The 17,394-nt window shown below is 38.2% G+C and carries 11 protein-coding genes and 1 other RNA gene; 5 read left to right on the plus strand and 7 right to left on the minus strand.

The genetic code is table 11. The features are described from left to right. Nucleotides 1-41: 41 nt before the first annotated feature. From K2F45_RS22890 to K2F45_RS22905, 4 genes are all read right to left on the minus strand, one after another. Nucleotides 42-584, minus strand: coding sequence for a hypothetical protein (locus K2F45_RS22890; RefSeq protein ID WP_115046770.1), 543 nt, complete (start codon nucleotides 582-584; stop codon nucleotides 42-44). Between the two features lie 86 nt (nucleotides 585-670). Next, nucleotides 671-1,558: a bifunctional 5,10-methylenetetrahydrofolate dehydrogenase/5,10-methenyltetrahydrofolate cyclohydrolase gene (locus tag K2F45_RS22895; protein WP_075994053.1), complete on the minus strand. Its 888-nt coding sequence runs from the start codon at nucleotides 1,556-1,558 to the stop codon at nucleotides 671-673. Between the two features lie 64 nt (nucleotides 1,559-1,622). Further along, nucleotides 1,623-3,413 carry a translation elongation factor 4 gene (lepA, locus tag K2F45_RS22900; RefSeq protein ID WP_046672392.1) on the minus strand — a complete coding sequence of 597 codons (1,791 nt, stop codon included), beginning with the start codon at nucleotides 3,411-3,413 and terminating at the stop codon, nucleotides 1,623-1,625. 144 nt (nucleotides 3,414-3,557) lie between these two features. Beyond that, the gene (locus K2F45_RS22905) at nucleotides 3,558-4,547 is read right to left on the minus strand and encodes a cation diffusion facilitator family transporter (RefSeq protein WP_075994054.1); all 990 of its coding nucleotides are present in this window, start codon (nucleotides 4,545-4,547) and stop codon (nucleotides 3,558-3,560) included. A 267-nt stretch (nucleotides 4,548-4,814) separates the two neighbouring features. Between K2F45_RS22905 and K2F45_RS22910 the strand changes: the two genes are divergently transcribed. The 3 genes from K2F45_RS22910 to ssrA all read left to right on the plus strand — a co-directional run bounded on the left by K2F45_RS22910 (nucleotide 4,815) and on the right by ssrA (nucleotide 8,846). Continuing rightward, on the plus strand, nucleotides 4,815-6,020 hold the full coding sequence (locus tag K2F45_RS22910; protein WP_232475608.1) for a pyridoxal phosphate-dependent aminotransferase: 1,206 nt from the start codon (nucleotides 4,815-4,817) through the stop codon (nucleotides 6,018-6,020). A 172-nt stretch (nucleotides 6,021-6,192) separates the two neighbouring features. Then, a complete protein-coding gene (locus K2F45_RS22915) occupies nucleotides 6,193-8,223 on the plus strand; it encodes a M3 family metallopeptidase (RefSeq protein ID WP_248932495.1) in 2,031 nt (676 codons plus the stop codon). 255 nt (nucleotides 8,224-8,478) lie between these two features. Then, nucleotides 8,479-8,846: a transfer-messenger RNA gene (ssrA, locus tag K2F45_RS22920) on the plus strand. Nucleotides 8,847-9,399: 553 nt separating this feature from the next. Here the strand turns inward: ssrA and K2F45_RS22925 are convergent. Continuing rightward, nucleotides 9,400-10,626, minus strand: coding sequence for a hypothetical protein (locus K2F45_RS22925; protein ID WP_248932496.1), 1,227 nt, complete (start codon nucleotides 10,624-10,626; stop codon nucleotides 9,400-9,402). A 116-nt stretch (nucleotides 10,627-10,742) separates the two neighbouring features. Here K2F45_RS22925 and K2F45_RS22930 point away from each other — a divergent pair, with 116 nt between their 5' ends. Beyond that, complete coding sequence (locus K2F45_RS22930) at nucleotides 10,743-11,399, plus strand: hypothetical protein (RefSeq protein ID WP_248932497.1); 657 nt, start codon at nucleotides 10,743-10,745, stop codon at nucleotides 11,397-11,399. Between the two features lie 992 nt (nucleotides 11,400-12,391). Next, entirely contained in the window at nucleotides 12,392-14,749 is a 2,358-nt protein-coding gene (locus K2F45_RS22935; RefSeq protein WP_248932498.1) for an ABC transporter permease, read from the plus strand. 264 nt (nucleotides 14,750-15,013) lie between these two features. Here the strand turns inward: K2F45_RS22935 and K2F45_RS22940 are convergent, their stop codons facing one another. Together K2F45_RS22940 and K2F45_RS22945 are read right to left on the minus strand one after the other, a co-directional pair. After that, entirely contained in the window at nucleotides 15,014-16,045 is a 1,032-nt protein-coding gene (locus K2F45_RS22940) for a glycoside hydrolase family 18 protein (protein WP_248932499.1), read from the minus strand. 86 nt (nucleotides 16,046-16,131) lie between these two features. Then, on the minus strand, nucleotides 16,132-17,325 hold the full coding sequence (locus tag K2F45_RS22945; protein ID WP_248932500.1) for a DUF5009 domain-containing protein: 1,194 nt from the start codon (nucleotides 17,323-17,325) through the stop codon (nucleotides 16,132-16,134). Nucleotides 17,326-17,394 lie beyond the last annotated feature (69 nt).

The raw sequence follows: 17,394 nt of genomic DNA on the forward strand, positions 1-17,394 counted from the left end.
AAAGTGCTCCCCTTTCCTATCGTTCAAATGAAATATGTCAACTAATTTTTCAACGCTTCACCTACATTTTTAGCTTTCCGACTAATATCGTCACCTACTTTTTTGGAAGCATCTTTTACATCTTTAGCAGCCTCCTTGGTTCCGGTAGCAACATCATTTGCAACTTTCTTCGTACCGTCAGCGACATCTTTTGCAGCGTCTTTTGTTTTATCAACAGCTGTATTTGTCGCATCTACTGTCGCATCTTTTGCATCTTTCAATCCCTCTTTTACATCCTCTCCAGCATTACGCAAAGCATCCTTGGTTTTCTCCCAAGCTGTGTTAGCTTCTTCAGAAGCAGCTCGAGCTTTTTCCTCGGCGGCTTTATCGCCTTTCGCGATAGCTTCATCCAAATCCTTTTTCGCTTGTTCTGCTTTCAAACGGGCATTTTCCTCCGCATTTTTTAAATCTGCGATTGCCGCATCTACATGCTCACCGACTGTTTTTGCCGAATCTGTCGCTGTAGTGTCTTTTTTCTCCGAATTGTTGCAAGAAGACATGACCAATGCTCCTGCTACGACTGCTAAAAGTGCAATTTTTTTCATTATAAATTGATTTATGAGTGTAGTTTTCAACGGCTCATCAGAGCACGTATACATCAATTTACAACTTCTATGCCAATTAGACAAAATTATTGCTTCGGATAGATTGTTCCTTTCGCAGCTTCTAACGTATTTTTCAATAAACCCACGATTGTCATTAACCCAACTCCGCCCGGTACCGGTGTAATCCAGGATGCTTTAGGAGCAACATTTTCAAAATCGACATCACCAAATAGCTTAAAACCAGATTTTGTAGCTGTAGAAGTTTCTCTATTAATACCGACATCAATCACAACCGCACCGTCTTTAACCATATCTGCTGTAACAAAATTTTTCTTACCGATTGCTGCAACAATGATATCACCCCGCAAAACCTCTGTTTTAAGGTCTTTTGTGCGACTATGTGTTAATGTCACAGTACAATTACCTGGATTGGAATTACGAGCCAGTAAGATACTCATTGGCGATCCCACAATATTACTTCTTCCAACCACTACAGCGTGCTTGCCTGCTGTATCGATCTTATAATATTCCAACATCAACATAATACCATATGGCGTAGCTGGAATAAAACAAGGAAGATTACGTTGCATACGTCCCAGGTTGATCGGATGGAAACCATCAACATCTTTGCGGTAATCAATTGCTTCGGTAACTTTATCTGGATCAATATGTTTTGGTAAAGGCAACTGCACAATCAAACCATCGATAGACTCATCCTGATTGATTTCTTTGACCTTAGCGATCAATTCATCCTCTGTTATGTTTTCATCATAACGAATGTTTGTTGATTCAAAGCCGACCAGTTGACAGTTGCGCATTTTGCTAGCTACATAGGTTTCGCTACCACCATCATTCCCCACAAGGATAGCAACCAGATGAGGCTTACGGCCAGTCTGTGTCGTAAATTCAGCCGCATCTAACGCAATTTGCTCTTTAATTTTTTCGGAAACTAGTTTACCATCTAAAAGATTCATGTTTAGGAGATTTTATTGTATTTAAAAGGAGCCCAAGAGCTCCTTTATTATTGTGTTATTTTGATTAATCTAATTTCAATACCGCCATAAATGCAGATTGCGGAATCTCTACGTTCCCAACCTGACGCATGCGTTTCTTACCTTTCTTTTGTTTTTCCAAAAGCTTACGCTTCCGGGAGATATCACCACCATAACATTTTGCCGTAACATCTTTACGTAAAGCTGAGATCGTCTCCCGGGCAATAATCTTTGCACCGATTGACGCCTGGATACGAATTTCAAATTGTTGACGGGGTAACAGTTCTTTTAGTTTTTCACAGATCTTTTTACCAAAATCATACGCGTTGCTCCGATGTATCAACGATGACAAGGCATCTACAGGTTCATCGTTCAATCGAATATCCAGTTTTACCAAATCTGACTTGCGATAACCAATCTGGTGGTAATCAAATGAAGCGTAACCTTTAGAGATTGTTTTCAACTTATCATAAAAGTCAAATACAATTTCTCCCATTGGCATTTCAAAAACCAATTCAACACGATCTGAAGTCAAATAATGCTGGTTCATGATCGTACCGCGTTTTTGGATACAAAGTGACATAATTGGTCCAACGAAATCCGATTTCGTAATAATATTAGCTTTGATATATGGCTCTTCGATTGAATCCAATTTACTTGGATCAGGTAGATCAGAAGGATTATGTACGATCACTTCCTCTTTATCTTTGGTCATATAGGCCTTATAGGATACGTTGGGAACTGTCGTGATCACCGTCATATCAAACTCGCGCTCTAGGCGTTCTTGAATAATCTCCATGTGAAGCATACCCAAGAAACCACAACGGAAACCGAAACCCAAGGCTGCCGACGACTCTGGTTCAAACACCAAAGAAGCATCGTTTAGCTGCAAACGGTGCATCGATTCACGCAACTCCTCGTAATCCTCCGTATCTACAGGATAAATACCCGCAAAGACCATCGGTTTCACCTCTTCAAACCCTTGGATAGCCTCAGAACAAGGGCGATCTTTATGCGTAATGGTATCCCCTACTTTCACTTCACGTGCCTCCTTGATACCAGAGATAATATAACCTACATCACCGGTCTTAATGACTTCTTTAGGTACTTGATTCAACTTCAGTGTACCAATTTCATCGGCAAAATATTCTTTCCCAGTAGCAACAAATTTCACGCGGTCGCCCTTGCGGATTTCACCATTTTCAACTTTAAAATAAGCCATGATACCACGGAATGAGTTGAAAACAGAGTCAAAAATCAAGGCTTGCAAAGGTCCATCAGGATCACCAACTGGATGTGGAATACGGTCAACAATAGCTTCCAAAATATCCGGAACACCAAGACCTGTTTTACCAGATGCAGGAATAATCGCATCGCGGTCACCACCGATCAAATCCACAATCTGATCTTTGACTTCTTCCGGCATAGCACCAGGAAGGTCCATTTTGTTGAGAATTGGGATGATTTCCAAATCATGTTCCAACGCTAGGTATAAATTTGAAATCGTTTGCGCCTGAATACCTTGAGATGCATCAACGATCAACAAAGCGCCCTCGCAGGCAGCAATTGAACGCGACACCTCATAAGAAAAATCCACGTGTCCCGGGGTATCAATCAGGTTCAAGATATATTCCTGACCATCTCTTTTATAATTCATTTGGATGGCGTGACTCTTGATCGTAATACCACGTTCACGTTCCAAATCCATATTATCAAGTAATTGTGCCTGTGCCTCACGCTGACTGATGGTATTGGTATACTCTAAAAGGCGGTCTGCCAAAGTACTTTTGCCATGGTCAATATGCGCAATAATACAGAAATTACGAATGTGCTTCATATAGGATTTTTAAACTCTTTTGCTAAAAGGCAAAGATACCTTTTTTTATATATATTTATATAAACTAGCTTTTTTTTAGTTTACTATACGCGAAGAAATCAGACTAGACACTATTCCTACTAAGAACGGTAGAAACTGCATCCGCTATTCAGCAATAGCATATAAAAAATGTTTCTGATTTCGTGTAACATTGTCTGTGTCCCAAGAAATTCGTCCCCGAAATTGCTCCGAACGAATTGGACAATTGCCGACCTGACAATATTGGCAGCACTGTGGAAGACAAGGATCCGCATGAACGAAAAATTCGGTCCGTACCGACATTTCCTTATTGACAATCTTATCTACAGCAGAAATTTCATCATGCACCTGGATCAGGTCAAGGTAACGGGGTAGTGTGAGATGGCAATCCACATGGAGTTCGTTCCCATAGCGCTGTACACGAAGATTATGAACATCAATCCATTCATCTTTCCGATTGCGCTCCAAGATTTCGACTACATCCTGTACGAGCGCTGTATCCGATTCATCCATCAATCCACCGATCGATTGGCGAAGTAGCTTATAACCATTGAAGAGGATAAAAAGCCCCAGTACAATTGAAATGACCACATCGATCCATTGGAAACCTGTCAGTCTCATCAATAGTAAACCCAGTATCAATCCGACCGTACTATAGGCATCTACCTGCAGATGTTTTCCGTCCGCCACCAAGGTAATAGACCCCAATGCACGTCCACGCTTCATGATATAGAATCCTACTGCAAAATTTATCACAGATGTAATACCAATTAGATAAATCCCTTGTTCAAGGTGTGTTAACGCTGCAGGAAAGAAAAGATTGTAACAAGCCTTGGCTAAGATAATGGCGCCGGCGATAAAAATAAGTCCACCTTCTAAAAACACCGAAAAGAATTCCACTTTACCATGCCCGTAGGGATGATTCTCATCCTTAGGCTGCGCCGAAAGATAAATACTATAAAATGCAAAACCCGAAGCAATCACATTAACGATACTCTCTGCCGCATCTGTAAAGATTGCACTGGAGTCCGTTAAAAAGTAGGCAAAAAACTTCACAATCATCAAACCTATTCCCGTAAAAAGCGATAATAAAACCAATCTTCTTTGTCTTGACATGATGCTTATCTTCTATATGAAACCTTCTATGAGCTAATGATGAAATGAGGACTAGCCAGCATTTTTGTGAGCGCAAAGGTAAAGATATAACGACAAATCAGAACGATTAGTTTTGAACATCCAACATCAGGGATCAATTAAATAACTGTGCTAAATCGCTTCAACTGCCCTTTTATTAAAAAAGCCCAATAAAAGAGCTACTTTTCTTTGTAAATTCTCAAAAATAAAGAAGATTATTTGCAACGTATATAATATCTTTGTCTTACCATGAGCACATCATCATACTTATCAGACAGGATAAATAATTTGTCCGAATCGGCTACACTTAAAATGACCAAGTTGGGCCGCGAATTAGCAGCAAAAGGCGTTAATGTAATTAGCCTTAGCGTAGGTGAACCTGATTTCAACACCCCTGAGCATGTAAAAGATGCAGCGAAGAAAGCCCTAGATGAAAACTGGACGCGTTATTCGCCGGTACCGGGATACCCTGAATTGCGCCAGGCAATTGTAAACAAGTTGAAGACAGAAAACAATTTAGATTATGATATCTCTCAAATTGTTGTTTCTACAGGTGCGAAACAATCCCTGTCTAATGTAATTTTGACTTTGATCAACCCAGGTGATGAGGTAATTATCCCAACACCATATTGGGTATCATACTCCGAAATGGTCGTTTTAGCAGAAGGAAAATCGGTATTTATCAATACAGAGATCGACAATAACTTTAAGATTACACCAGCACAATTGGAGGCGGCAATTACACCAAAAACCAAATTGTTTATGTTCTCTTCGCCAAACAACCCTACAGGAACAGTTTACAGCAAAGATGAATTGGCTGCATTAGCCGAAGTTTTCGAAAAACATCCACAGGTATTTATCCTATCCGATGAAATCTACGAACATATCAACTTTGTAGACAAACACGAATCCATCGCACAATTTGAAAGCATCAAAGATAGAGTAATTATCATCAATGGCTTTTCAAAAGCATTTGCAATGACGGGATGGCGTTTAGGTTATATCGCTGCCAACAAAACCATTGCTGCCGCGAATGATAAATTACAAGGACAGACAACCTCAGGTACATGTTCAATTTCTCAACGTGCGGGTATCGTCGCTTATGAACAGGGATTAGAATCTGTCAACAAAATGAAAGAAGCTTTCGCTCGTCGTCGCCAATTGGTATACGATCTATTAACTGAAATCCCTGGCGTAAGAACAAATCTTCCAGAGGGTGCATTCTATTTCTTCCCAGAAATCTCTTCGTTCTTTGGTAAAAAAGACCAAGATGGTAATGTCATTAAAAACTCATCTGATTTGGCATTGTACTTATTGAATGTTGGTCACGTAGCTACAGTAGGTGGAGATTCATTCGGTAACGACAATTACATCCGCTTGTCTTATGCAGCCTCAGACGAAAGTTTGATCGAAGCTTTAAAAAGAATCAAAGAAGCATTAGGAAAACTGGCCTAATCTCCTATCCAAATATAAAAAAGAGCTCCTCTGAGCTCTTTTTTTATGCAGTTCTAATTTTCCTCCTAAATTTTCGGCACAGCCTAACCGCCTATTCGGTCAAATATCATCTCAGCCCCATAATTTAAGCAGATGTTATCGCTTAAAATAAATATTTATTACATTTACTCCTATGAGTATTTTAACAGAGAAATTTAAAACGCAGCACGACACGGCTCCGTTTTCACAGATAAAAAACGAAGATTATATTCCCGCATTTGATGAAGCTATTCAGAGGACAAAAGATGAAGTCGATGCTATCGTCAACAATCCCGAAACGGCAACTTTTGACAATACCATCGCTGCTATGTCCTACTCTGGACAGACACTAGATCGTTTGTCCAATATATTTTTCAATCTCCATTCCGCTGAAACCAATGCTGATCTCGAAAAGATCGCACAGGATGTCGCCCCAAAACTATCTGCTTTAGGTAATGATATCACCTTAAATTTCGATCTTTTCAAAAGGGTTAAGGCTGTATACGATCAGAAGGATCAACTGACATTGACAGCAGAGCAAACCACCTTATTGGAAAAATCCTATAAGGATTTTGTACGCAACGGCGCACTTTTAAATGATGAACAGAAAGAAAAGCTCCGCGAAATAGATGCTGAGCTATCACTTTTAAAATTGAAATTTGGAGAGAATGTCCTGGCCGAAACCAATGCCTATCAGCTGTTGGTAACAGACGAAAAAGATCTTGCCGGACTTCCAGAGGGTGCTGTAGAAGCTGCCCATGCTTTGGCTAAAGCCAACGAAAAAGAAGGCTGGCTTTTTACCCTGGATTTCCCGAGCTATCTTCCTTTTGTCACTTATGCCGACAATCGGGAACTTCGCAAAGAAATTACCCTCGCCGCAGGCCGTAAAGCTTTTCAGGACAACGAGCACAACAACGTGGACAATGTCCTTAAAATTGTAAAACTGCGCTTCGAACGGGCCAAATTATTAGGCTACGCCACCCATGCAGACTTTGTCCTTGCCGAACGTATGGCGCAAAACCCAAGCAAAGTCACCGAATTCCTAAACGACCTCCTTGGAAAAGCGAAACCAGCAGCAGTGAAAGAATTTGCAGAATTATCCCAATTTGCAAAAAACATGCATGGCATAGACCAATTGGAAAAATGGGATGGTGCCTATTATGCCGAAAAGTTGAAACAAGAACGCTTTAATCTGGACGATGAAAAGCTCAAACCTTATTTCAAACTCGAAAATGTCTTACAAGGTGCATTTGAAGTAGCCCATCGCTTGTTTGGCATCAACTTCAAGGAAGTCGATACAATAGATACCTACCACGAAGAAGTACAAACATTTGAGGTCAGTAAAGACAACGGTGAATTAGTCGCTATCTTCTATGCCGATTTCTTCCCACGTAAAGGAAAGAGAAATGGGGCCTGGATGACATCTTTCAAACCACAGTACATTCAACAGGGTAAACAAGAACGTCCGCATGTCTCCATTGTTTGCAATTTTACGCGTCCTACAGCTTCAAAACCTTCGCTGTTGACCTTTCAGGAAGTGACCACATTATTTCACGAATTTGGACATGCCCTACATGGTATGCTAGCTGACAGCACTTATCCTACACTATCTGGAACCTCTGTATATTGGGATTTTGTCGAGTTACCGAGTCAGGTGATGGAAAACTGGTGCTACGAAAAAGAAGCTCTTGAGCTATTTGCCAAACACTATGAAACTGGCGAAGTGATCCCGATTGAACTTGTCGAAAAGATCCGCGAAAGCGCTTCATTTCTTGAGGGTATGGCAACAATGCGCCAATTGAGCTTTGGTCTATTGGATATGGGCTGGCATGGACAAGATCCAACAGCGATCTCGGATCTGAAAGCATTCGAAGATGAACAGTTTGCCTCAACAAAACTCTATCCCGATGTCAAGGAAAATGCCATGAGCACGGCCTTCTCCCATATTTTCAATGGCGGTTATTCTTCGGGCTATTACAGCTACAAATGGGCCGAAGTACTGGATGCCGATGCATTTGACTACTTTAAACAAAACGGCATTTTCAATCAGGAAATCGCAACCAAATTCAAGGATAATATTCTTTCAAAAGGTGGAACCGAACATCCAATGGTCCTTTACAAACGTTTCCGCGGACAAGAACCTTCGGTAGAACCTTTGTTGAAAAGAGCTGGATTGATCAAATAATTAGATTGATCAAATAATAAAAAAGCTGGATTTTATATCCAGCTTTTTTATTGGAAACATAAATCCATCAAGAACTTCCTCCCTATCAAAATCCCTGTAAAAGTAACAGAACACTCAGCCAATCAAATCAGGTTCGATTCTTAAGCTATTTTATTAAAGCATCATTTGTTTTCCATTCAGAACCAAAGCATTAAACAAGAATCGCACGTATCTTGCTGATTAAGCAAAAAAATTGTACCTTTGTAAGACATAATTGGGGTTGACCGGAATTGACAGGATGGAGACGGTTATGTAAGCATGTAGTGCGTTGTTAGTAGAGCACTTTAATCTGAACTTTCAGAATTATAACTGGCGAAGAAAACTACGCCTTAGCTGCTTAAGTTAGACTTAACATAGCTATTTGTCCCGTTAGATCCTGTTCTTTGGTTTAACATTCGGGGCATCGAACAATAGAACTGGCAAGTGTGATGTTGCTAAGCACTTGTGAGAAACAGCAACTACGGCGTACGGTATAGGTAAGCGACTCACCTTCCCTCGCTCGACAATTAAAGAGAAGCTAAACATGTAGAAAGCGTATACAGTACCATGACTGGACGAGAGTTCGAATCTCTCCAGCTCCACTTAAGGAGACACTTCATAGAAAGTGTCTCCTTTTTTATACCCATAAAAAACTATGAACCAAGCTATTAAAGCATATTCATTGAGAGTTCGATTTCTCCTTAAGGATTCGGCATCCAAAATACTTGAATCGCCATGGCAATATATTAGTGGTAATAATCAATCTTATATTTAAACTCTACATCAGCAACATCCAATAAGAATAACATTGATACGATTATTCTCATTTAATATAATCGCCTATTCTATTGATATCAGATATTGGGAATATAATATTATAAAGAACAATTCAGTTTAATAAGGAAATTAATAAAAACGGGAATAAAAGTGTCGCTTTATATTGCTAGAATTTCCAAGCTAATCTCACTTAAAACAAGAAATACTCCGGACTCAGTAGGGAGACACAAAATATTACTCTAATGATAAAAATTAAACACTTTTTAAAATTCGTGTTTTTTTCGGAGATACTTTTTAAGCAGTATCAACCGCCCTTTTGTTTGCTTGGTGATCAATGGAAAAGTACAGTTTTTGACAACAAAAAGTAAACAACTGTGGATATCAAGAAACTTTGCCAAGTTTGAAAGAATCTAAACGTCCCGAACCCTGAAATTTAATTCGTATACCAACAATATTCCCTATTCCGTTACTGAATGATCCTTCATACGCTAATTCGTTATTCAGTTTGATCTTAATCTTTTCAGAAGAAGCAGAGCATTCAACAGCAACGGGGGAAGAAAAATCCACCCCGAAAGCAGAGAGGTCATTTGATCTACCATCCATAAATAAATTGCCAATTCGTAATTTGATATCTCCAATGCAGCCCCGACTTGAAAGGGGAATGATTATTACTCCTTCTGTACCGAGAAGGACTATTTCTGTTTGTCTACAAGGGGCTCCAGGATAATCATAGGTATTCTGAACGTTCAACGATAATGAAAAAGATCGGCTATCTACACTGAGTTCCTTGTTCACATGCGTAAGCATAAATGAATGAACATCTTGGTTATAGATGTTCAGATCCCGACCTAAATCTTCGGGAGTTATGCCGAGCCAGTTGTCATGTCGGTAAATTTCCTCTGGAAAATAGAAAGGAATTGAATCTCTTAAAAGGACACCCATCCATTTCTCAGATTCAATAAAGACGTCATGTTCCTTTACAATGGAATCATTGAGAACTAACTTGGCTCGATAATATCCAGGTAGATAATATACACTTGCATGTTCGTGGTGGAATTTCTCCACCCTTTTCCTTCTCATATCATCCCAATTCTGTTGTATAAATACACTATCGGCATTTGACTGACTTGCATCATATTTAAATATCACAGTATTTGGAACACCATCTGTAACGGCTTCACTCTGAAATTTAACATTGCTGAAACTAAGGGTTTTATTGGACCTCATCTGCAAGAGAAAGCTGACTGCAAAAAACACTATACCAAAGATTATGAATAACCTATAATAGTCAATAGACTTTTTAGGCCGCGACGTAAGAGTTTCTGGATTATCGATCCCTGGTAAAGATTTTACAAAATCCCTCCAATTGGAGTAACCGATAAATCTAGACAATGCATCGAGGGTACTAATGTTGGGCCTGCTTTTATACTGAACCTTTCCCCATATACGCTTTAACGTGCTTGAACTGATTATTGTGTTTGTTTCTACAAAAATTTGCTCGCTTAGGTTTTCAAAGTCCTGTGATTGCCAACTGGAGCTATTTTCCCATCCTAATTTTTCTTCGATCAGTAATTTACATCGATCTATATATTGTTGATTTTCAGCCATATTTTATAATGTTCAGAACTTGAACAGATTTGAACAGGAAATGAACCGTTAAACGTCCTCAATTATTCTATTATTGATCAAAATATCTCAAAAATATAAAATCAAATCTTAATACTATGATCAAAATCAAATTAACGTTAACCCTGTTAGCAATGTTCTATCTTATGGTTGAACTGTACGGTCAGCAGTTTACAAAGCCCCTATTGCAAATGGAAAAATTAGAGTCCATTAGAAGAGAGTTTGTAATTTTAAAAGATGGTAAAGGAAATACCTATGTTCATGTGAAGGGCCAGCCAAATGCAGGTGTTGTCTGGATAAAGGACATCCTTTTCGAGACCGGGACAATTGAATTTGACGTTAGGGGCAAGGATGTTCTTCAGGAGAGTTTTGTAGGTATTGCATTCCATGGAACCAATGATACTACTTACCAAGCTCTTTATTTTAGGCCATTTAATTTTCGAGCTAAGGACCCTATTCGAAAGAAACATGCTGTGCAGTATATATCTCTTCCGGACAACGACTGGCCATACCTCAGGGAAGAGTTTCCGGATATTTATGAAGCTTCCATGCCAACGGTAATCGACCCAAACGATTGGTTTAATGTAAAGATAGTCGTTACCAAAGATACAATTAACACATTTGTCAATTCACTGCAAACTTCTGTGCTAACCGTAAAATCACTACATAAGGCATCATCAGGTAAGATCGGCTTCTGGACAGGGAATGATTCAGATGGTGATTTTGCAAATTTAAAGATCACATTTAACAAATAGAATCTGGTTATACTTACCACTCACGTCGTAAATGTAAAAACTATTATTCATCATTGGAGTTCTATTTCTTTGCGCATAGCATACGGGTATGTAGAGTGCAAAAAATATAAAAAAGGTTTTGTTTTTATATTTAAAAATTTGACAATCAATTCAATACAATAGAAGACAAAGTTTTATGTAAGAGATGAATTTATAGAAATTTTCGTTAAAGCGGGTGATTTCTGCAATGAAATCAGACCTCTTCTTGATGAAAAGCCTATAGAAGACAGAAAAGTTGGTAAATGCAATAGAAAAGCCAGTCTCTCTTAAAATGAAATCATCAGCTTAATGGTTCTTTTTCATACTGGCCAATTTACCAATTTCAAGTCTTTTTTATATTCATTTTGCATTTCCCCTTCTCAAATCTTTTCCTTGGTTTAGCCTCTTACAATAGATTTGGTGAAGTTCAACCAAGGTGTGCTATGCATTTTTATAAACATGTGCTGTCTTGGCAAGCGTGAAGGGATCAATTTTATAGACATTCTGCAGATCAAGGTCTGTCACATCGGAAGAATACACACCAATACAAAGTTTTTCAGGAACACTACAGAGCGAGTACAGTTTTCTATCGATTTGTGCATGGGTTTAAACTTAACTTGATCATGAATGATAAAGATGAAATATTCACTTTTTTAACTTACAAAAGGCAATATTGAGGACATAAACCCAAAATATCCGAGGGATATGATCAAGGACATTTTTTGCAAACTCTACGGGTGTGAACGGTATATTTCAAAAGCAATGGCCAATATGCATTGGGAACGATCCGGAAGGTGATAGCTTTCCTTACAAAGGAGTATAGATTGTTAATATCGAATTGTTCGGAAACGAACAAATAATGTACGGTACCGAACATTTCAAAACAAAAAATAATATAAAACACTAAAACTCAACACATTAATTAATTGGCAAATCTTTTGAAAGATTTAATAATATTCTTAAAACAATCCACTATGCTTAAAAACTATTTAAAAATAGCCTTCCGTAATCTTAAGAAGAACAAGGGCTTTACAGCGATTAATATTGTTGGATTGGCAATAGGTATGGTGTCGGCCATGTTGATTATGCTGTGGGTGAGAAATGAATTTTCTTACGATCGTTTTTATTCAAACACTGATCAAATTTACGAAGTAGGCATGAAAGATGTATGGGATGGCGTTGCAGTACAACATTTTTATACTCCTAAACCCATGGCTGCAGCTTTAAAAACTGATTTTCCAGAAATTAATAATATCGCCCGAGTAAATAACGGAACGGGGTTTCTATTAACTAATGGTGAAGTTAAACTCTCTAAAGAACAAGGGTCATTTGTTGATAGCTCATTTTTAAACATATTTGATTTTAAAGTTTTGGTCGGCAATCCAATTGAAGCTTTGAAGAATCCCAATCAAATAGTTTTGACAAAGTCATTAGCCATTCGATTATTTAATGATGCAACCCCCATTAATCAACCTATTAAGATTAACAATACCGAAATTCTTACCGTTTCAGCTATAATTGAAGATATACCCAACAACTCATTTATGAATAAAATCTCTTATTTCGTTCCATGGACTTTAATGGAAAAATTAGGTTATTCAGATGATTCTTGGCAAAATAATTCAATTCAAACTTATGTTGAATTGGATAAAAATATAAACATCGATCAATTTAACAGAAACATTAAATTTTTTTTACAAAGACATACAGAAACAAAAGTTGAGAATTTTGTCGAACCTGTTGCCAATAAGTGGTTATATAGTAAGTTTACCGATATGGGGAAACCGACTTCTAGTAGAATTCGAATGGTCCAATCTTTTGTAGCAATAGCTTGTTTTGTTTTGCTTATTGCCTGTATCAATTTCATGAATCTTAGTACTGCCCAAAGTGAAAAAAGGGCTAAAGAAGTTGGAGTCAGAAAGGTGGTAGGAGCGAATAAAAGTAAATTGATAAGTCAATTCTTAACAGAATCAATCCTTATAGCCTTAATTGCTGGAATTTTATCCCTTATTATAACATTTCTAGTACTTCCTTCTTTCAGCGATTTAATTTCAAGAAAGTTGACCATCCCTTATACCAATATATTATTTTGGTCTGTTTTTCTTGGGTTCATATTCATTACAGGTCTTCTGGCTGGAAGCTATCCTGCATTTTACCTTTCATCATTTATACCAGTCAAAGTACTAAAAGGTAAATTACTAAGTGTACAACAGAAATTTAATCCTAGGAAAGTTCTTGTAATCTCTCAATTCTGTATAGCAATCATTCTGATAATTACTACAATTTCTATTCAAAAGCAGATTCAATACGCACAAAATAGAGAATTAGGATATAATAAAGAGAGACTAATAAATATAATGGATCAAGGAGATATACGAAAAAACCATGCATTAATTAAAAATGCATTGATTTTCTCAGGTGTAGCCTCAAATGTTTCAAGAACTTCATCTCCATTAACCGAAAATTGGAGCAGCAATCCAATGGATTGGGACGGTAAACCGAAAGGTAACAATACAATATTCGCAAGAATAGGTGTAGATGATAATCTAGTTAAAACTGCAGGTTTGCACTTAATTGCAGGTAGGGACTTTGATTTGTCAAAATTCCCTACAGATTCTTCTGCAATGATCATTAATGAATCAGCGGCCAAAGTATTTAATTTCGATGATCCCATTGGTAAAACCATTGTAGATGGCAGAAATTGGCATATTATAGGAGTTATCAAAGATTTTGTTCAAGAATCGCCCTTTAATCCAGTAACCCCATTAGTCATTCAAGGAATTCATTCTGGAGTGAATGTAACCAACATTAGAATAAATGATAATATAGAAACTAAAGATGCTTTAAATCGAATAGAAAAAATATTTAAAGAGTATAATTCAGAATACCCTTTTGAATATACTTTTGTGGATACAGAATATGCTGAAAAATTCAAGGATTTTCAGCAATTAGGGAAACTTTCCAGTCTTTTTGCAATCCTAACGATTTTTATATCGTGCTTAGGACTATATGGATTAACTGCATATATGGCAGAGAACAGAACCAAAGAAATTGGTGTCCGCAAAGTTCTTGGCGCATCTATTTTTTCAATAACCAATATGTTATCTAAACAGTTTGTTTATTTAGTACTTTTTGCCTGCATTATTGCCTTCCCTATAGCTTATTTTATCTCTGACAATATGCTTAGCTCGTATTCCTATCGTATCAAGATTACATGGGACATTTTTTTATACGCAGGTATGGGAGCTATTACCATAACCTTATTGACTATAAGTTATCAATCCATCAAAGCAGCAATAGCTAATCCAGTAGACAGCTTAAGAGATGAATAATTAGAATATAGGTGAGCATTTGAATACAGGTATCAAACCTTTTTTTTCCTTTGTAGCATATTGATAACAAAAAAAAACTAAATCTCTTATATCTTATAATTTAGATAAAAAAACAGGCAAATAGAACTACATTGGGTAATCCCATATCATTCTATTTGCCTATTTTTATCTTCTTAATAAACTGTAATAAAGGCACTAAAGGTTCTATTGAGCTCTCGTGACCTCCATAAACAAAAAAGCCTAACTCACGTTAGACTTTTTTGTTTATTCTAGAATACCTTTGTAGACGGCATCCCGTAAGACACCTCCTTCTGTATCTCCCGCATATTCCCAGTACATCGCACCGAGTAGTCCTGTCGTGTGTACATAATCGCATTTAAGTGCTATCGATTCTGGTGTTTCATAAGTCAGTACAAAATCCCCTTTATCGTTGACAAGATAATGCGCTTTAGCCTCATCGTCCCATTTCTGCTCAAAGCCCTGAAGTGAAAGCAGATCTTTATAATCGATAAAACCCTTGACTTCAGTTTTATTGCCCCGACCATAGAATGGAATTCCCAGCACCAATTTTTCAACAGGCATACCGCCCTCGATGTGGGCCTTAACGGCCTCCACACAAGTTGTATGTCCAGATAAAGGTGAACGGTGCAAACTCGCGTGATGATAAGGCGGATGACCCGAATCATAAGTCATGATATTGACAAAATCCACATCATTCTTAATCTTGTCAAAAGCAATATACTTACCGTTCGCAACAGAAGCCAAAGTCAACAGTTTCTTCTTACCAATAGCCTTGCGGATATCGTGCATGAGCAAGGTGAAATTCTCCGTATCCGCTAAAGAAGACGAGATCCCTGCAGAAGAATTCGTTGGATATTCCCAGTCGATATCAATACCATCAAGATTAAACTCCTTCATCACACGCCAGCAGTCTTTGGCAAACTTTTGCCGATTAGATTCATTAGCAGCCATTTCGCTAAACCGACCGCTTCCCCAGCCGCCAACGGACAGCAATACCTTGAGATGTGGATGTGTTTTCTTAAGATCCGTAATAGCCTTCAATCTGGATTCATTATCTATACGTAGGCCGTCAAAGCTGTCGCTGACATGTGCAAAAGCATAATTGATATGCGTCAGATAAGTCGGATCAGGCATCACTTTAGACCAGGAAGTGACATAGGCGATAACAACTTTTTTGTTTTTCGCTCGTGCACAACTTACACTAGGATACAACAATAAAGTCAATAACAGAACAGTGAAGGTCTGACCAAATATTGATTTCAATTTACATTCCATAATAGGTTTTTATTTTGTTTCTAGATGATATTGATCGTCCTAAAATATAATCCGTAAAGCATTCACATTTGATGCTTACTCGCTAACTAAAGTTTCAGATAAATATGTAGCTTCTTTAGCAAGATTGCATACCACAACATGGCTAAAGCCCAAAACAATGAACCGGCAATAGCTAAGCTCATATAATCCGATTGCTTATAAAAGAACAGTGGAAGATGAAAACCCCAACAGACAAAGTAGATCAGATCAGGAGCAAGATAGGTCGTTAATGAGTTCTTTCCGGCCTCCTCAAACAATCTTATCCCGCGATGGTAGCCTTTCACATCAATGAAATAATAAAGTGGTATCAAAAGCAATACACTAATCCCGCAACAAACCAATGCCCAGCTCGGCGTACCATGGATTTTGGATAAAATAAACCAAAAACGCAATACAAAACCTGCAACTAGCCAAATCAAACCAATAATCAGCAAAAAACGCAACAATATCCGCGGATTTGCCGCATAACGTTTCATAAGCATCCCTATGGTTGTTCCGGACAGCACAATACAGGGTATATTGCCAGCTAGAAGAACATGTAAATATCTTCCGGCACCAGGGAATTCAACTTTAAATCCCATTTGGCTCAGCATATTGAGTACCAAAAACACCAACCAACCACATACAACCACAATTATCTTTCCCCTGCTCAATAAGAAAATAGAAGCCGCGGCAAAATATCCCCATCCAATCAGCCCTAAAATCCCCCACCACCCTACTTCCAAGCCTTTTCCATCCGACGCTTTGAAAATATACAGGAGATAAATGATCCCCATGATACCAACTGCACGCAGCCCCTTATAAATGGACTGATATTGCATGTCCTTCGGATAATGATTCCAAATCAGAAAAACGAATACATATAGCAGTGCCAACCACAACAAATGTGACATCCCCGTCAGCTGTGGATCAACTCGCGAACCATTCAGTATCAATACACCAATAAGCAATAAACTCAATGTTCTGATCAGCATATGAACAAAAATGACCGCTGTCGATGAACCTATCTTTTCCCTGGCCGCAACAGCATAAGGCACTGCCATTCCAACCATAAAAAGAAATCCCGGAAATACCCAATCCGCCAATCCCATTCCGTCCTCTTCTGCTTCCGAATGAACCAGCCATTTAGGTACACCTGGAATAAACAAGTCATTGACAAATAGCATCAAGAACAGCGTGAAACCACGCATAACATCCATTGAACGGATTCGGATTTTAGGTACAGCTTGCAATGCGTTCATAATTGATTCGTTGTATTCAAAAAAGTAGCTAACAGCATAGCTGCTAGCCAATCTCTTCCCTAGATCCTT

The sequence above is a fragment of the Sphingobacterium siyangense genome (assembly GCF_023277505.1).
Taxonomy (GTDB): Bacteria; Bacteroidota; Bacteroidia; order Sphingobacteriales; family Sphingobacteriaceae; genus Sphingobacterium; species Sphingobacterium siyangense.